The following is a 17,760-nucleotide window of genomic DNA, read 5'->3' on the forward strand; positions in this document are numbered from 1 at the left end:
TTCCTTCAGCGTGCCGACGCAAGAGCTCCGATCGTGGGACGCCACTCGTAGATAACAACATCGCGATACACGCCGTGGACTACGAACGGGTCGGCCGAGCTGAAGCGACGCATTTCCTCAAGCGAACCTACGTCCGCTACAACCACGCCACCCTCGCCTATGCCTGAATCGTTCATGATCGGGCCGGACTGTAAGATCGAAAGCTGTCCAGAACGCAGATGCCGCTTGTGGTCCTCAAGGTAGATTTTCCGCACCGAGTCCTTGTTCGGATCCGATATCGCGACACGGACTGCGAGCATCCTCTACACCTCCCAATTATCCGCGATTCCTCACAATACCGCGCATATTCGATTTCGTAGTGTTGATGGTAGCTTGAGGGGCCGGGAAGAAAAGAACGGAATTATCCATTTCGGATGTTCCAGTATTGGCCGCCCATCGCCCCGCTATTCCACTACTCCGTCTTAGGTTCATCTCCACGAAAAGCGCGATCGAGCAGACGATGAAGGCCGCTCCGCTCAAGCTCTCTCGGATTCCAGTAAGCGTTGCTCAGCGCCTGCTCCACGGCCGCCTCGATACTACCTTCAGGCATGCCGAGGTCTCTCAACGACATCACCGCCCCCAATTCCTTGGCCATATCGTAGAGGAACTTTGCCGGGTCGGGCGCGGTGAGCGATCGCTTCAGCCGCTCCATCGCGACCGGCGTGGCTGGAGCGTTATAGGCTAGAGCGTGAGGAAGCATCGCGGTATGCAATTGGGCGTGCGGTAGATTGAACATCCCGCCGAGCGTGTGACAAAGCTTGTGGTGCAACGCCATGCCAACCGATCCCAAGCAAACACCGCAGAGCCAAGCGCCATACAGCGCTGAAGAGCGGCCTTCGATATCTTCCCGATTGGCGTGTATCCGAGGCATAGCTCGCACGATGGCTGAAATACCTTCCTCCGCCGCTAACGAGATGATCGGGTTCGCTTCCTTCGCGTAAAGAGCTTCAACAGCGTGGGCGACCGCATTGAACCCACTCGTCACTGAAAGCGGTACGGGTAATGTAAGCGTGAGGTTGACATCATAAACGATAACCTCGGGAAGGATTCGCGGGTCCGACTTGGTGACCTTCCGCCCTCCCTCGGTTTCGCCGAGAATAGGGGTTGCCTCCGAACCAGCATATGTGGTTGGCACCACGATCTGTGGCAGATCTGTGCGCAAAGCTATCGCCTTGCCCAGTCCCGTCGTCGATCCGCCGCCAACGGAAAGCAATGCATCGACATCATGTCGCTCGATGGACCTCATCGCGTCTGCCGTTACGTCGACAGGGGTGTGCATCTGCGCCTTAGAATAGCTGGCTACTACGCGTTGGCCCAAGCTCCCAGCGATTTCTGCTGCCTGATCGGCCTGCTCCGGTGTCGAAAGCACCAAGATACGCCGTACCTTCAGCCTGTCCGCTTCGTCAGGAAGCGCTGCTACAGTGCCTTGGCCAAAAATGACCCGCGCGGGATTTCCGGTGTAGACAAAGTTTTTCAACGTCAGCCCCTATCAGTAGGCTTGGCGAGGACGAAGTCGAAGTCCGAACGCCAATGCGTTTCGCCTGCTTCGAGCTTCGTGAACGGCGCGACCAGAGTTTGCTTCACTCCGAATACCGTGTCCGATTCAAGGTATGGATCACCACCGACGAAGGTATGAGTGACCAGCTTCTGGAATCCATCCGCCCGGACCATGTAATGCATGTGCGCCGGGCGGTATGGATGGCGGCCGAGGCTTGCAAGCATCTGCCCTACCGGACCGTCGTCAGGAATCGGATAAGAAACGGGTCTGATACCGATGAAGCTGTAGCGGCCATCGGCGGCGGTGACGAAAACACCTCGGTTGTTCCATTTCGGCTGGAGTTCAGGCTGCTGAACGTCGTAGTAGCCATCCGCGTTGTCAGACCAGACGTCTATTCTCGCTCCCGACACGGGATTGCCGTCCAAATCGAGTACCCGCCCGATGAACAGGCAGCTTTCCCCCTTGCCGTCGAGACAGATCCGCTCACCCATTTCACGGACAGGGCAGCCCTCTAAGTGGAAAGGCCCAAAAACGGTGTTTTCGGTGGCACCGATCGGACGCCTGTTGTTGATGGCATCGACCAGCATCGACATTCCCAGCGTGTCGGAGAGAAGGATGAATTCCTGTCGCTCTCGTGTGCACATCTGTCCAGTGCGGGTCAGAAAATCTATTCCGTATTCCCACTCCGCCTGCGTAAGGTTGACCTCGCGGGCAAAGGCGTGGAGATGCTTGACAAGGCACGACATGACCTCTCTGAGGCGAGGGCTGACGTCTTCCCCCATTCGGGCATTGACCGCTTCCACGGAATTCGTCTCCGTGAAGAAGCCAGTCGTTGGGTTCGTTTCACTGGTGTTTGCGACCATATCCAATGCTCCCGACATCTAAGGGATGATCCGGTCGGATCGCAGACGATCGAAGGCATCGGTAAACGATCGGGTAGTGTCCTGATATTCAAGAAACCCGAGTTCTCGACTACGGCCCATATCGTTGAACGTCTCGATTTGGCGTCCGAGATCCGCGTCCGTATGCCAAAAGGACGCGACGCGCCTTAGCGCGTTGGATTCAAGGGAGTATTTGGCCACGATCTCATCCCAAATGGGGCCCGCATCAGCCATCTGCACTTCAAGCGGCTTCGGGCTTCCGGGATAGGGCGCAGCCTCGATACCGAAATAGGCGGCGAGACGCGGCCAGAGCCATTTCCACCTGAATACCTCGCCATTCACCACGTTGAAGGCCAGATTTGCGGCAGCGCTGGTGGTCGCCGCCCAGTGCAGGTGCTTAGCCAGAATTCTCACGTCTGTAACGTCGGTTACCGCCTCCCACTGTTCGGGTGAACCCGGAAATACAAATGGTCGACCCGTCTCGCGGCAGATCGACGCGTACACGGCAAGCGTCGCCGCCATATTCATCGCGTTGCCGACCGCATACCCGATGAGTGTGTGTGGCCGATGAATCGACCAGGTAAACCCTTCCCGCTTCGACGCGGCGAAGACTTCGTCCTCTTGGACGTAGTAGAAGTTCTCTCCGGGCAGGCGAACCTGCTCCTCTCTGAAAGGCGTTTCCGGCTTGGTCTTCGCGTATGACTCGAATGGCCCGAGATAATGCTTTGTCCCGGTGGTCAGGGCGACGTGCTCGATACCTCTTCCCGCGAGGGCCTCAAGTACATTGCGTACTATCGCGCCGTTGATCCTGCAGTTCTCCGCTTCAGTCTCCTGACGGGACCATGCCGTGATGAACACATGGCTAGGACTAGCATCCGCTAGCGCGGATCGTACGGACGGCGGATCAATGAGGTCACAGCTTAGGGTCTGCACGCCAGTGACCCGGCTCTGCGACCGCGACAACCCCGATACGGTCCAGCCGCCGCTCGCGAGAAGATTTTCCGCAAGATTGCTTCCAGTGATCCCGGTCGCGCCGACGATGAGTGCTTGTCTTGTCATGTTCTACCCGTTCAACAATGTAATCTTGATGCTCTTCGTGGGATCCTGGCCGAACGAAAATGCTTCCACCGCGTCGGTAAGTGAGAAGTTGTGTGTCTGGATTGGCGACAGGTCGATCCCCGTGCGCTCAAGAAAACGAATAGCGGCGGGCCAGACACCCGGAGAACCGATGCACCCTCTCACCGTGAGGTTCTTCATCTGGATCTGACCAATCAAAACTGGAACCTTCCGTCCAATGTTGATGCCGACCATGGACATTCTCCCCTCTTCACGCGCGTAACCGAACGCGGCAGCGAGAGATGCATCATGGCCGGAGGCCTCGATCACCAAGTCGGCACCCTTCCCTCCGGTTAACTCGCGAATCTTCTCGGCTGCGCCGCCGTCGGACGGATCGATGGCGACGTCCACCCCTAGCCGTTGGGCAACTTCACGACGCGACGCCAATGGATCGACGACGATCACGCGCGCGCCCATCCCAATCGCTGCGGCGGCCGAGACGAGACCGATCGTGCCGCCACCGGAAACAACCACAGTCTCGCTTGCATTCGTCCCTCCAGACCTTAGGACGGCGTAGAAGCCGCAGGTGAAGGGCTCGATTAGCGCGGCCTTCTTGTTGTCGACCGCGTCGGGCAGCTTGTGAAGCCACTCCGGATTGACTGCGAAGTATTCTCGATCCGCACCGCTTATTGAGAAGCCGAAATGATGGAGTCGCTCGGGCGTGCGCACCACGCATTCCCCTACAACTCGGTCACCCTTTCTGAACCCCGTGACGTTCCGACCGACCTCGACGACTTCGCCGCTCCATTCGTGCCCTGGGGTCACCGGATAGGAAATCGGAATAATGTAGCGCCCGGCGAGAAGCTCGTAGTCAGAATGGCAGATACCGACCGCTTTGGTATGAACAAGAACCTCGTTGGGCGAAAGATCCGGCATGCCTACATCGGCGATGACGGGCTTTTCCGGAGCTTCGAAAACCAGAGCTTTCATCTCATCCTCCTCAAATTGGTTCCAACAACCCAGTGTTTGCGGAGCGAACGATCGCTTCGAGAAGAGCGATGTTGTTGATCAAATCCGTACCACTGATGGGATAGTCCGCATCGCCTCTGACGGCCGCGGCAAATGCTTTCAAATTGTCACGGACTGGTTCGGCTGGAGGCAACTCACGGACGGTGATCGGCTTGTTCTTCCATCCTTCGGTAACGACCCAGCCGTCGGGTGCCTCGACATGCGCCTTGTCGCGCACGTCGATCCAGCCCTCCGTGCCGAACACCGCGAAGCGGGAGATGAAGGGCGTTGCGAGCGTGGCGGATATGTAGGCCGTACCTCCTCCGGAGAAGCGAACGTGAGCGCTCATCGTGTCTCCTTGCGGTATTGACGAGGCAAGGTTTTCGCATACGACGCGAACATCTTTGGCAGGACCCATAAGTTTCACCGCAAGGTCGGTAAGGTGGATCCCTGTCGCCGTCATACCTCCGGCCGGAGCCTGCTCGGCCTTGAGACGCCAGTTCGATGGATCGAGAGCGAGAAACTTGTCATGGCTGAAGTTCGCTTCGATTTGCAGCAAACGGCCGAGCTTTCCAGAGCTCGCCGCTTCGAGAATGGAGGCGATCGGTGTTTCGAAACGGCGCTCGTGCCCCATTCCGAGCACCAGCCCTGCCTCCCGGCAAAGTGCCACTGATGCTTCAGCCCCTGCCTTGGTCAAGTCGAGCGGCTTCTCGCAAAACACATGCTTACCAGCGCCGACGGCACGGGCGATCTGCTCGCGATGCAGCGAATGCGGCGTGGCAAGCACAACCGCTTCGACCGCCGGATCCTCGAGAGCGTCCGCCATGTCCGTAGAATACCGCAGCCCCATCTCGGCTGCGAAACCTGCCGCCTCGGGATTGGGATCGACGCCATGAACGAAATGCATTCCAGAGCCGCCTGCGTTGACCAGGGTCGCCATCTTCCGGCCCCACCAGCCAAGACCCACCAGTGCCGCAATGACGGGCTTCTCTTCACGAATGGTCATCGATTATCCACCCGCTTGCTGAATGGATGGATGTTGACGGTTTTCCAAACGCCAGCCTTGGTGAAGGGATCGGCCCTGTTGAATTCGACAATCTCTTCCTTGGAATCTGCTTCAAAAACGAAGAGAGAGCCGATCATAGTTTCATGGTCGTCGGCCAGAAGCGGCCCCGAGATCACCGTTTTGGTTTTGCCAGTCGAGAGATATGCCTTGTGAGCGTCGTAGTTCGCGAGCCGTTTGTCGACGGCTCCCTCATGGTCGAGGCAATGAACAACAAAATGCATTTCGTAAGTCCTTTCAAGTTCATGGCAGCCTCTCGCGAGGCTCTGGGCCGGTCAGGCCTTCATGTCGACTAGGATTTTCAGATGGGTGCCAGCGGGATCGAGAAGCGCTTCGAAGCCCTTCTCGACGACATCCTCAGCGGCGATCTGCGCGGTGACGATCTTCTCGACCGGGAAGACTCCGCCCCCAATCATCTGTGCGATGCGTGGCCAAATCTGCACGGGGTAGCACCACGTGGCCTCCACGGTGATGTCTTTGAGCGCCCACAGCATTGCGTCGATGGACGCGGGCCGAACATGGAGCCCTACCTGGACAACCGTGCCTTGGCGGCGAACGGCCTTGGCGCATAGGTTGAGCGAGGCCTCAGCACCCACACATTCAAGGGCAACATCGAGGCCGACGCCCTCTTCGGTGTGCTCGCGGAAGAGACGCTCGGTATCAGTTTCGCGTGGGTCAAATACGATCGCCTCAGGAACAAGCTTCTTTGCGAGTTCACGGCGATTTGGATTGAGCTCGGAGACGAAGATCTTGGTGGCTCCCGCCGCCTTGGTGGCAAGCAGAACCAGCGCGCCTATCGGCCCAACTCCGGACACAAGGACCGAGCTTCCGGACGTGACCCCACCACGGTCAACGCCATACACCGCCACCGCCGCTGGCTCGATCATCGCTGCCTGCACATCAGAAACGCTGTCTGGAACGGGAAACACGTTGTAGCCGTTGACGATAGCCCGCTCCCCCATCCCGCCCCAGTCCCACGACAGACCAACGCAGGCCATCTTTTCGCTGAGGTGGAAAAGTCCGCGCCGTCCGTAATAGTCGTCGCGCGGAGAAATCAGCGGCTGAATCGAGACGCGCGAGCCGGGCGCAACATGCTTCACGTTCTTGCCGACTTCGAGGACGCGTGCCGAGAACTCGTGGCCCAGGATCTGTGGCAGCGTTGCGCCGGAGTAGACGTGCGGCTTGGCCGGCGTCACAATCGGACCCGCAACGTACTCGTGAATATCAGTGCCGCATATGCCGCAGACCAATGGCTCCACCAGCACCATGTCGTCGCCGAGGGGCCCTTCCGGCGCCTTCACGTCTTCGACACGGATGTCTTTTTTCGAATAGTATCTTACAGCCTTCATTGCTCTGCCTTTCAGCTATTCCGCCCTGGACCTCCGGACGGTTTGATGCGTCAGACGCGTGCGCCGCGTCAGATAAGGACCATGCCACCATCGACCATGATGGTCTGCCCGGTAATGTAGTCAGATGCGTCCGAGGCCAGGAACGTCGTCACGCCCGCGATGTCTCTGGGCAGAGACACTCTTCCCAGCAGGATCGACTGTGAGAACTCGTTGATTGCCTGTTGGGGCTTATCCGTCAAACCGTGGTCCATGAACTCGCGGTCGAGCTGCTCCCAGAGCTCTGTCTTGACAACGCCCGGCCCAAAGCAGTTGACCGTTATTTCGTGCTCAGAGAGGGCGCGCGCCGCCGCTTGGGTAAGCGCCACGACGGCAAATTTGGAGGCGCAGTAGTGAGCGAACAGCGGATAGCCTTGTTTCCCGGCAATCGACGCCGTGTTGACGATCTTGCCGCCGCCACCTTGGGCGATCATCTGCATCGCAGCTTCCTGGATCCCGATCATCACACCGCGGCCATTGATCCGCATGATCCGATCGAAGTCCTCGTCCGTCACCTCGAGAAACGGGCAGGTCTGACTAATGCCAGCATTGTTGAACATGACATCAAGGCGACCGAAACGCTTGACTGTCTCCGCGATCAGGTCCTTAACACTCTGACGATCCGCAACATCGACACCGACAGCGAGCGCCTCATGGTTGCCGGCGGAAATCTTCGCAGCCGTCTGTCTTCCCGCGTCGACGTTTAAGTCCGCAACGACCACCCGGGCACCGTTGTCCGCGAGATCACCAGCTATCCCAGCTCCGATACCTCGCGCGGCACCCGTCACGATGATGACTTTGTTCTCGACCGATCCCGGCACGACTGCTCCTCCCTCAACATATTGTTCCCGTGCAAGACACGCCGATTGCGTGTCGTCGCACAGTTCGATCGCGGCGCACCGGAGGGAGGTTTGACTCATTTCCCACCATCCGACCGAGCGACGGAATCGTCAGTCAACGAAAGCCGCCGCACAAACCAGCGGCCTGCACGCGTTCTCAATTATCTGACGGCTTTGTTCCTCCCACAGGAAACGCCGTGCGATCCTGAGCGAAGGCTAGATGATGGAGCCTCGCCTCGACAAATCTTAAATTATCCGAAACGGATATTTTCAGTGCAGCAATCACTCTCGAGCTGAAGCTACTATTTCTTAGGGAGGAGACGACGGCGCTTGCGCCGCATGGTGGCACGCATCAGCCCATTCATATGCGCTCCTTCTCAATAGCAGCATCGAAGTATCTGGTTGGCAAGCGCCCCCAGGGAAGGAAGGTTTTGCATGAGCGATACAATGAGAGTGGGCTGGGCTGGCATCGGCAAGATGGGCGCCCCAATGAGCAGGCGAGTGCTCGAGAACGGATATGCTCTCTCTGTGTACGAGCCGCTCCCGGAGAACCGTGCCTCGGTCGTAGCTCTCGGCGCTAACGTCGCCCACAGCCTTGAAGATCTGGTCGAGACATCGGATGTCGTGATGTTGACCATACCCAACGACGCTATCCTCCGAAACCTCATCCTTGCCCCCTCTGCACTTGCTGAGTTGCTAAGGCCGGGCCAGATCGTGGTGGAGATGAGTACCGTGTCGCCAGAGCTGTCAGCGGAAGTGGCCGACGCCTTATCGCGCGTTGATGTTGCCTACCTCCGTGCTCCGGTTTCTGGAAGCACGATGACCGCTTCATCAGGAACGCTTTCGGTGATGATCTCCGGCCCGGAGGACGCGTACCGAAAGGTGAAGCCCATTCTTGCCAGTTTCTCCATAAAGCAGTTCTACCTTGGAAATGGAGAGGAGGCACGATACCTGAAACTCGTCCTGAATGCCTTGGTGGGGGCAACCGCGGCCCTACTCGGCGAAGCCCTGACGCTTGGGCTAAAAGGCAACCTGTCCGTAGAGACAATGCTGAATGTTATTTGTGAAAGCGCGGTGGCGTCGCCGCTAATCGCCTACAAGCGGGATCTTCTTGTAAATCGAAACTTCGATCCAGCCTTTTCGGTCTCTCAAATGATGAAGGACTTCGACTTGATCCTGGGAGCAGCGAAGTCTGATCATGTCCCAATGTATCTGGCCTCGATGATCCGACAGCAGTACGAGGCCGCATTCGCAGACGGACTCGCGGAAAAGGACTTTTTCGTTCTTTTTGAGCAATACGAACGTCTTGCTGGCCTGAGCCGCGAAAGGAAAGCCCTTTGAGCGGAGGCACACATGCTGGCTGGTGAAAACGCAATCCGCGCGCTAGTCTGACCGCCACAACGACGGTTGGGAGGCCGACGTGAACGAATACGAGATGCTGCGCGTCATTGACTTCATCGAGAAGACGCGTCGACCGTTCCGGGAGGTTATAGAAGCTGCTGACGAGGACGCGATCTGGCTGATCGTCACCTTCCTCATCAAATCCCATATCCTCAGCCAGCCAGTATCGATTTCCACGCTCGGCCAAGAGTCGGGCCTCCCGTACGCGACTTCGATGAGGTTGATCAATCGTTTCATCGACAGCGGACACATCATAAAGGTCTCCAAGTCCTCCGGCCAGCGTTATGCCCTGCAGCCGAGCGAGCAACTTTTGCGATCATTTGAGAACTATGCTCGAAAAACGAAATCTCTCCTCGCACAGACCTTGGGCCTTCGCGCGGGCGAAGAAGAGGACGAATACTACTTCGGCGGCACACCGCTCGGATCGCAGATCATCCCGCCCATGCGGCTCGTCCAGAGACGCGCGGAGGCACAGATCGAACTCCGATTTCTGCTGAACGACGACAACTACTTTTCCGCCATGCGGAACATGTGGGCCGATTTCCGCAGTAACCTTGCGTCCCGCAAGAATTTCGACCTGCTGCCGCTACCGGAAGTCTATCGGCGGACGAGAGAGAATGCCGCTAAGAAGCTCTCCGACTACGACGTAATCGCCATCAACATGCCGTGGCTTGGCGAATTCGCAGAGAGCGGTATCATTCGTCCAATCGACCAATACGTTCAGCGGACGGGCATCAACCCGTTGGATTTCCACCCCTCCATCTGGTCGTCGGCGACATGGGACGGAAGAGACTATGGCGTTCCTGGATACTGCACCGTCGAATTCCTTGCGGCGCGAAAGGACCTCTTTCTCGAAGCAGAGATCTCGTTTCCAAAGACGTTCGAGGATGTGATCAGAGCTGGGCGCAAATTTCACTCACCTGACGAAGGTATGTATGGGGCAGTCTGGGACGGTGCGCGCGGCATGCCCATCGCCTCTAGTTTCCTCTTCTTCCTGGGTGCATGCGGACAGCCAGCGATTTCGCTGCGCAAGACGCGCTCAGGCTACACCCTAGAAGGCCTCGACCCCGATGAACTAACATGTACCATCCTTTCGGATGCAGGCTTCGCTGCTCTCGAATACATGCGAAGGCTAATGGAGATCTCACCGCCAGCCATATTGGAGATGGCGTGGGACAAGACGCTCGACGTGTTCCTGCAAGGAAGAGCCAGCCTCGGATACTTCTGGACGATGCGAGCCGCTCGGTTCGAGTACGATGTCCAATCCAAGGTAAAGCGGCGAGTTGAGTATCTGCCCCAGCCTTCGGGACCCGGCGGCACCCGTGCTTCCCCCATCGGCGGCTTTCTTTTCTGCATTCCGACGAATCTGCCAGAGGAACGCGTGGAATTGGCCGCCGACGCGATCGCCTGGATGGCTTCACGGGAGGCGATGAAAGCACACGTAAAGAACGGCTTTCCGGTCGCGCCGCGCTTCTCGGTCAGCGCCGATCCGGAAGCAGCTGCCAGCTCGCCGATCGTCCGGTTTGTGGATCAGCTCGCAAAAAAGAGTCTGCTACATACTTGGCAGCGCCCCAAAATTCCCCAGTACACAACTATCGAGAAGGTGCTAGGCATGGAAATCCATGACGCCTTGCTCGGCAACAAGACGCCGCGCGAGGCACTTGAAACGGCGGCGGCGGAAATCGAAATGAGCCTCAGAGTGGGACGGCACTCCGTCCAGGAACTTCGGTCGCGCTAAAAGCCCCCGATGCCGCCGCGGGAGGAGCAGCGCCCCGCGACGGCTGAGGTTACTCGTTCAGAGCCCGTCGGACGAATGCTGATAGCTCTCCATCAACAGGCCTGCGTTATGAGGCCGTGCTTCGATCCGTCCGGCCTCAATGTCCAAGGCCACCTCGACGACGCGCCTGTTGACAGGCGCTTTTCGTCCATCGCGTTCCAGAATATCCGCTACCAGTCCGTTGACTTCCTGGACTTCTGCCCGCCGACCCTTTCGCCAATCCTGCAGCGAGGTCGTCAGCGTATCGGCTTGGGAGAATGTCTTGAGCACCTCCTCGAAAATCTGATCTACGTAACGTTCAGGATGGTTGGTGGTAACTGCAGACATGCCGATGATAGGTATGATCTGCGCTCCATCGGCTAGTGCAGCCTGCATTGCCTCGTACCCCGCGGCGCGCATCACTTCCAACATTCCGGGATGCCGCGCAGCGTCCGCCAGTGGTAGATTGACGATGGCGGAAGGAATGAGCTCCGCTGCATTGACAACGAGCTTCATCCATTTCGCCGAGTGGATATCGTCCATTACCTCGACACGGCCAGAGTTTCGAAGCAGCTTCGCGACTTCCTCAACCCGGTCCCGGTTCTTGGGGTCTAGCGCGCCAAGAGCGAACCACGATGTATCATGATCGTTTTGTCGGTTTGTGATGCCGGGAATGAACATATTGGACGCGATCTCGATGACCGCTCCGACCGTTCGCTCTCGACCCACGACATCGGCGATGTCCTCGTGGGTCATGCCGTTTTGCAGTCCGACGATGAGGCCGTCGGGCGCAAGGCATGACTTTATCAACTGACACGCCCACTTCGTGTCATAGGCTTTGACGACGAGAAAGACTAGGTCGAACGGTTCTCTGATTTCCGCTACTTGGCAAAGATGTAACGCGGGAACCTGCACGTTGATCGTCCGCGAAGGCAGGTTAACCGTGATGCCGTCGCGTCGGATTGCCTCAACATGCTCGGGCCACTGCTCTATGAACGTGACATCAAGCCCGGCGCGAGCAAAGTCAGCCCCGATCGACGCGCCCTGAGCACCAGTCCCGAAGAAGGCAATTCTCGGCCCACGACTGCTATTCCAAACCATCCTGGTTCCTCCCAACATTGTCATGCAACTGCTGCTCGGAAGCTCGGCCTCGAAAGCAGCATGCCGTGAATGGTAAGGTCTATTTGGGGAACTTAAACACCATGATTATCCATAGTGGATGTATCCTGTCTGCCGGGACATTTGAACTGGCACTCAGGCATGGCCGCGGGTCAAAAGGCTGAAGGAGCCCAGCACGGCGGCTCCACCGATGAAGATAATCCTGCAAGAGTGAGGAACCGTGACATGCCAGATTGTGTTATAAGGCTTGGATGTCACATTCCCTCCGACATCCATCCCAACGGCAAGGTCCTGCCTCCACAGCAGCAGGACCTTGCTTTTGACAGCACAAGTGGGGGTGAGTAAGGAGCTTCCCGTCGGTGACTGTCCAAGGTGCTCTTGCTCACTTTATGCAAGAATTGTCATAGGAGACCAGATAGTCCTGGTCTGCAAAGCTCATTCCGGATTCATCGAAACAAAAGCCCTTCGGCGCGACGCGGATGAGATAGCGTTTTCCGCAGGTTGCTGGGACCACGATTGAGTAATTTCTGGGCTCCGTAGTCGGGGCCGGGTCAGTCCAGCTTCGGTGACGCTGTCGACGACGTGGCAGTTTGCGCAGGCTCTGAACAGCCTCGCGCCCCGCTGCAAAAGCTTGTGTGGCTAAAATTGCCAAGCAAGCCAGGGCGATTCCCGTAGTTCTACGAGCTGACCGGGCCCCTGCGTCGGTATTCGCAGTGCGTTTCGGCCCGAAATGATTTTTCATTGCGCCGTTACCTCGGTGTTTGCGTCACGGCAAAACGGGAAGCCTTCTCAGTGATGGTCCAAGATCAATCCGGACGCGCGTACTTGCACCTAACTGCTGAGTGGCCAACGGCCGCAGAAGCACCTCGAGCCAGCGGAGCATCTCAACGCGCCCACCTATCGTTACAAGCAGCCGGCCACGCATCACGTCATGTGTAGGGCGCGGGGTCTGGCTCGTCACGACGAGTTCCACGATGTCGCGATGCTTTGTTGTTCTCCGTGTGAAATATAGGCTGGTAACCGCAACGTCAGCAGCCCGAGTCCTATTATACGAACGACAGGGATCGGCGCGAGCGTTTGCGGGTGCGTCAGGGTCGCCGTGCCGAATCTCATCTCCCAGGATGGTTAGTTGGTATAGTACGCGTCCAGACTTGACGGAGCCCAGGATGTCGGGCCCCTCCTCCCCGGTCCGGCCTTTAGTGGTGCTCTGCGTGCGGAACCTCAAAAAGGTGGCGGATCCTTTCTGCAATTGAGGTCGGCTGTCCTTCGTCGGGATGCCGGTGACTTTCAATGAACTGCCTTTCGTTCTCGATCCTCTTAGCGAGCAGGAGACCGAGTTCTTCAGCGAGAGTCGGCCGATCACGCATCACACTTGCCAAGTCTTCCTTGCCAATCTGGTAAACCACGACGAATGTCAGCGCGCGAACTCGCGCGGGTTCTGCGGCTCCCAAAAGAACGCCACGCTCGCCAAACAAATCTCCCGGCGCCAGCCGCGTTTCGTCCGCCATTATTCCTTCGACTTCGCGTTCGACGGCCACGACGCCGTTGCGGACGATCATCAGCGACGACATCGATGCGTCCTGCTCGACGATGACCGCTCCTTCATTATACGTCAGGCGCTTCATGTTGCCTGCGAGGCTGTCCATTTTGTCGAGGGGCCAACTCCGCTGTCCATGATACCATGGTTTGAAAAACGCCTGAAGGTGAGGAGATCAGCAAGCAACGCCTAGGGTCACATTGTAAGCCCGGATTGTAGGCTCGAAATCATGTCGACAAAGATCTCCTGAACGGCTGGGATCGAAAATCACTGTCATCGCCAGGATGATGAACACGATGCTTCCCACGACAACAGAAATAGAAGTTATGACGGACGGCTCCAGGTCGTCCGAAGCGGGTCTTCTCGACTGATGCTCGAGCTCATAGACGGGAACTCGGCGGGGAATATTCGAGTTTGCGGGTATTGCAAGGCGTGTGGATCTAGGAGCGCCCTTCAACGAGCCCGCGTCTCGCGTAGAGGATAGTTCTGAAATTTTCATCGCGTTTACCGAAGGTAATTTAGCTTCCCCTCACCTAAGCCTCGCATAGGTGGCTCGCAACGCATCCTTAGGTATCAATTTAAGGGAACGACTTTTCAAACTGTGGGCACCGTGTGGTGTGGTCCTCGAATATTAGAGCGCCTCTCGCGCGCGATGCGCTAAACAATGATCGGCGGGCGAAGGGTTCCTTCCTAGCCGCCGATCATTGTTTTAGTCGAAGATGTCGAGATGAGTTCGGGCGCTTTCTCATCGACGGAGGAAATTCGATACGGTCAGATCAAGCAATTGATTGCCCTTGCCGTTCATTACGGCCTTCAAAGCCCAAAGGCTGAATCCCTTAACTTGTAGGGCCTCGATCTTTGGCGGCATCGACAGCTCTTCCGTATTGGTGACGACATCGAGAAGTGCCGGGCCGTCATGTGCAAGAACATCCGCGAGCGCCCCTTCCAAGTCAGCCGGGTCCTCCACTCGGCACGCGTGAACGCCGACGGCATTCGCCATCGCTGCAAAATCGGGATTATTAAGGCTGGTACCCGTCTCCAGGAGGCCGGACGCCTTCATCTCAAGTGCAACGAAGCCCAGTACGGAGTTGTTGAAGATGACGATCTTCACCGGAAGGTTCTGCTGAGCCAGCGTAAGAAAATCGCCCATCAGCATGGCGAAGCCTCCGTCGCCCGAGAGACTGATGACCTGCCTGTCTGGAAAGGCAGCCTGCGCGCCGATTGCTTGCGGCAATGCATTCGCCATCGACCCATGCACCAGGGAACCTATCATTCTGCGCCGCCCATTCATTTTCAGATAGCGTGCGGCCCATACTGTCGGGGTACCAACGTCGAATGTGAATACCGCGTCGTCGGAAGCGAGTTCGCTCACCAACTTGGCTAGATATTGCGGATGAATCGGCTTGCGGCCCGGCGTGCCGGTCGCGAGATCGTCAAGTCCTTCGCGAGCCTCTGTATAATTGGAGAGGCTTGTTGCCAGGTGGACCCCATCGGACTTCGGTTCGAGCTTTGGAAGTAGCGCTGACAGCGTCGCCTTTACATCGCCGACCAGGCCCATCTTCAACGGTGCCCGTCTCCCCAGATTTTCAGCCCGGAGATCAATTTGGATAATTTTGGCGCCACTCGGATAGAACTGCCGATATGGAAAATCCGTCCCGAGCATCAGCAATGTATCGCAGGCGAGCATCGCACCGTATCCGGAAGAAAAGCCGATGAGGCCCGTCATGCCGACGTCGTACGGATTGTCCCACTCGACATGCTCCTTGCCGCCGAGCGCGTGTACGACCGGAGCCTTTATGCGTTCGGCCAGCGCCACCACCTCATCGTGTGCGCCCTCGCATCCTCGCCCGCATAGGAGCGTGGTGCGCTGGCTCTCGGCCAGCACGCTTGCCAGGTTATCCAGATCGGCGTCCTGCGGAAGTATAACCGGCTCAGGAATCCGGATTCCCGCCGGATTGGAGATTGGAGCGGCGTATTCGGCAAGCGCGATGTCTCCCGGAATGACCACCACGGCGACGCCGCGTTTGGAAATCGCAGTCCGAACCGCGGTCTCGATTACGCCGGGAAGCTGGGCGGGATTGGAAACGAGTTCGCAGTAGTGGCTGCACTCCCTGAAAAGTTGATCGGGATGTGTCTCCTGGAAGTACCCCCGTCCGATTTCGACCGAAGGAATCTGAGCAGCGATCGCGAGGACCGGTACTCGGGAACGATGGGCGTCGAAGAGGCCGTTGATCAGATGAAGGTTTCCGGGACCGCAACTTCCCGCGCACACGGCAAGCTCTCCGGTTAGATGAGCCTCCGCTCCCGCGGCAAACGCCGCCGTCTCTTCGTGCCGCACATGGATCCAGTCAATGTCGCCGCGTCGCCGCATGGATTCAGTGATGCCATTCAGGCTATCTCCGACGACGCCGTAGATACGACGGACGCCGACGGAATGAAGCACTTCCGTGATGATGTCTGCTGCCTTTCGTGCCATTGCAGTCTCCTTGTCGTGCTGTGGTATTGACTGGTTTTCAACTGGCGATCGAATCAAACGGGCAAGGCCGGCGGTCAGTCTGTTGGGGACTTAGGAGTTCCGTGGACATCGCCGCCAAATCGCCGATCGTATCCGCATCCGCCCTCTCATCATATGCCCCCAATGCCATTTATTGATCCGAGACATTCATACCAAGTACCCGGCAACACCGTCCCACAGAAGCTTCACAGCAGTCACAGCAAGCAGTGCGTAGCATGCGCGGAAGATCTGGCGTTGATCGAGACGTCCATGAAGTCGCCAGCCCATTCCGACACCACTGGGAACCGCGAGCAAGCATACGGCCATTAGCACCAGGTCAGCACCTTCCGGCCGCACCAGCATCAACCACGGAACGGCTTTGGTGGCATTGCCGACCGTGAAGAAGAGGCTGGTCGTTCCCGCATAGACTTCCTTGGTCAAACCGAGCGGCAGCAGGTACATCGCAAGCGGCGGTCCGCCGGAATGAGCAACCATCGTGGTGATGCCCGACGCCAGCCCGGCTGCAACAGCCTTGGGTGCCGATCGAGGCCGAATGGAAACGCCGCCGCACGAGCGACAGGAGCGGGATCCCGACAATAGCGAATCCTCCTCCGAACGCCCCTTTCAGGAAGCAGATCAAGAAGACCCCTGTGAAAGCGACCAGAACGGTCATCAAGGTCAGATCTGCAGCGATTGGCTGGGTGGTCACGACCTCCTCCCTCGGCTGTAGGTATGCACCCGGCCGAAGGCTGCGGCCTCGGTTTCAGAGCGCGCGAGACCGATGTCCTTCAGAGCATCGTCGTCAAGTTCGCGAAGTCTGAGCATGGCGGCCGAGCCGCCAAGATCAGTGAAGAACATGCGCGCCGCGGCTTGGGCGCCGTCCGGATCGAACATCCAGCCGTAGGCGAATGGGAACGACGCAGTCCGTGTTGTGCTCTGGCACGGTGAACCCTCAGCGCAAGCCGGATTCAAAGGCTCTGTGAGCGAGCGGGCTCCTGGCCCACCCGTGGTACATGACGCACTCAATGCCGAGACAGCGAGGAAAGCGAACGCTGTGATTGGCTTGTGCAAGCGTTTCATGGAACCCTCCAAATAGAGCACCCTACAAAGCCTGACCGCCGAAATTTGCCGAACCGAAAGTCCCGACGTGACGCGCAAACCGTGTACTACTCGACAACACACACAGGCGTTCGATAGATTCTCGAAACTGTTGATGAAATTTTTCGGTCAGCCAGATGGAGCCGTCGGCCGCGGGGTTTCAGCAATTCAACTGAGGTTTTCTCTGAGGTGCGGGCTTCCGGCAAACAGCAGCAAAGCCACCCTGGACTGCCGTTCTCGCTGGCTCTCAAGAGGATCTGTTTTTTGCTCCGCAACCGAAAGCAAATATTTGCCGATCGCGTGCGATGTCGTCGAGGCAATCATCTACGCGGATCGGCTAACTGATCAATTCTAGGCCGTCGACTCATAAACTCTGACACCAGATCCTTGCCGCGACGAGTTTGACCGCTGCGAGATAGTTTTCCGGGCGCTTGTCGTAGCGAGTAGCGATACCTCGAAACTGTTTGATCTTGTTGAAGAAACGCTCGACAAGGTTCCGTTGCCTGTAAACCCAGCGCGAGAACGAGAAGGAGCCCTTGCGAGTTGCCTTCGGCGGGATGTTGGCCCAGGCCTTGCGCTCGGCCGC

15 protein-coding genes and 2 pseudogenes are annotated in these 17,760 nt (G+C 57.8%); 2 read left to right on the top strand and 15 right to left on the bottom strand.

Annotated elements, in window-relative coordinates:
- Positions 1-5 precede the first annotated feature (5 nt).
- The 9 genes from FHT76_RS38875 to FHT76_RS38915 form a co-directional block, all read right to left on the bottom strand.
- On the bottom strand, positions 6-299 hold the full coding sequence (locus tag FHT76_RS38875) for a YciI family protein (RefSeq protein ID WP_183759144.1): 294 nt from the start codon (positions 297-299) through the stop codon (positions 6-8).
- Positions 300-451: 152 nt separating this feature from the next.
- Positions 452-1,516: a maleylacetate reductase gene (locus tag FHT76_RS38880; RefSeq protein ID WP_183759143.1), complete on the bottom strand. Its 1,065-nt coding sequence runs from the start codon at positions 1,514-1,516 to the stop codon at positions 452-454.
- A gap of 2 nt (positions 1,517-1,518) precedes the next feature.
- Positions 1,519-2,400 carry an intradiol ring-cleavage dioxygenase gene (locus tag FHT76_RS38885; RefSeq protein WP_183759142.1) on the bottom strand — a complete coding sequence of 294 codons (882 nt, stop codon included), beginning with the start codon at positions 2,398-2,400 and terminating at the stop codon, positions 1,519-1,521.
- Between the two features lie 18 nt (positions 2,401-2,418).
- Positions 2,419-3,477 (bottom strand): SDR family oxidoreductase, encoded by a 1,059-nt coding sequence (locus FHT76_RS38890; RefSeq protein WP_183759141.1) that lies wholly within the window; start codon positions 3,475-3,477, stop codon positions 2,419-2,421.
- 3 nt (positions 3,478-3,480) lie between these two features.
- Positions 3,481-4,464: a zinc-binding dehydrogenase gene (locus FHT76_RS38895; RefSeq protein ID WP_183759140.1), complete on the bottom strand. Its 984-nt coding sequence runs from the start codon at positions 4,462-4,464 to the stop codon at positions 3,481-3,483.
- 10 nt (positions 4,465-4,474) lie between these two features.
- The gene (locus FHT76_RS38900; protein ID WP_183759139.1) at positions 4,475-5,488 is read right to left on the bottom strand and encodes a Gfo/Idh/MocA family protein; all 1,014 of its coding nucleotides are present in this window, start codon (positions 5,486-5,488) and stop codon (positions 4,475-4,477) included.
- Positions 5,485-5,769 carry a YciI family protein gene (locus tag FHT76_RS38905; RefSeq protein WP_183759138.1) on the bottom strand — a complete coding sequence of 95 codons (285 nt, stop codon included), beginning with the start codon at positions 5,767-5,769 and terminating at the stop codon, positions 5,485-5,487. Before FHT76_RS38905 ends, FHT76_RS38900 begins: the two co-directional genes overlap by 4 nt.
- Before the next feature lie 51 nt (positions 5,770-5,820).
- Positions 5,821-6,894: a 2,3-butanediol dehydrogenase gene (locus FHT76_RS38910; RefSeq protein ID WP_183759137.1), complete on the bottom strand. Its 1,074-nt coding sequence runs from the start codon at positions 6,892-6,894 to the stop codon at positions 5,821-5,823.
- Between the two features lie 68 nt (positions 6,895-6,962).
- Positions 6,963-7,850, bottom strand: coding sequence for a glucose 1-dehydrogenase (locus FHT76_RS38915; protein WP_183759136.1), 888 nt, complete (start codon positions 7,848-7,850; stop codon positions 6,963-6,965).
- 354 nt (positions 7,851-8,204) lie between these two features.
- On the opposite strand from FHT76_RS38915, the gene FHT76_RS38920 reads away from it, so the two are divergent.
- Positions 8,205-9,110 carry an NAD(P)-dependent oxidoreductase gene (locus FHT76_RS38920; RefSeq protein WP_183759135.1) on the top strand — a complete coding sequence of 302 codons (906 nt, stop codon included), beginning with the start codon at positions 8,205-8,207 and terminating at the stop codon, positions 9,108-9,110.
- A 79-nt stretch (positions 9,111-9,189) separates the two neighbouring features.
- On the top strand, positions 9,190-10,908 hold the full coding sequence (locus FHT76_RS38925; RefSeq protein WP_183759134.1) for an extracellular solute-binding protein: 1,719 nt from the start codon (positions 9,190-9,192) through the stop codon (positions 10,906-10,908).
- A gap of 57 nt (positions 10,909-10,965) precedes the next feature.
- Here FHT76_RS38925 and FHT76_RS38930 read toward each other — a convergent pair whose 3' ends face one another.
- The 6 genes and pseudogenes from FHT76_RS38930 to FHT76_RS38955 form a co-directional block, all read right to left on the bottom strand.
- A complete protein-coding gene (locus FHT76_RS38930; protein ID WP_183759133.1) occupies positions 10,966-12,027 on the bottom strand; it encodes a ketopantoate reductase family protein in 1,062 nt (353 codons plus the stop codon).
- 1,214 nt (positions 12,028-13,241) lie between these two features.
- On the bottom strand, positions 13,242-13,691 hold the full coding sequence (locus FHT76_RS38935) for a cyclic nucleotide-binding domain-containing protein (RefSeq protein WP_183759132.1): 450 nt from the start codon (positions 13,689-13,691) through the stop codon (positions 13,242-13,244).
- Positions 13,692-14,327: 636 nt separating this feature from the next.
- Positions 14,328-16,058 (bottom strand): ubiquinone-dependent pyruvate dehydrogenase, encoded by a 1,731-nt coding sequence (poxB, locus tag FHT76_RS38940; RefSeq protein WP_183759131.1) that lies wholly within the window; start codon positions 16,056-16,058, stop codon positions 14,328-14,330.
- 186 nt (positions 16,059-16,244) lie between these two features.
- Positions 16,245-16,785, bottom strand: a pseudogene (locus FHT76_RS38945) (TSUP family transporter).
- Positions 16,782-17,156, bottom strand: a complete 375-nt coding sequence (locus FHT76_RS38950; protein ID WP_246720235.1) for a hypothetical protein — start codon at positions 17,154-17,156, stop codon at positions 16,782-16,784. Before FHT76_RS38950 ends, FHT76_RS38945 begins: the two are co-directional and overlap by 4 nt.
- 382 nt (positions 17,157-17,538) lie before the next feature.
- Positions 17,539-17,760 (bottom strand): annotated as a pseudogene (locus FHT76_RS38955) (IS5/IS1182 family transposase); the annotation flags it as partial.

This window comes from Rhizobium sp. BK176, assembly GCF_024808055.1.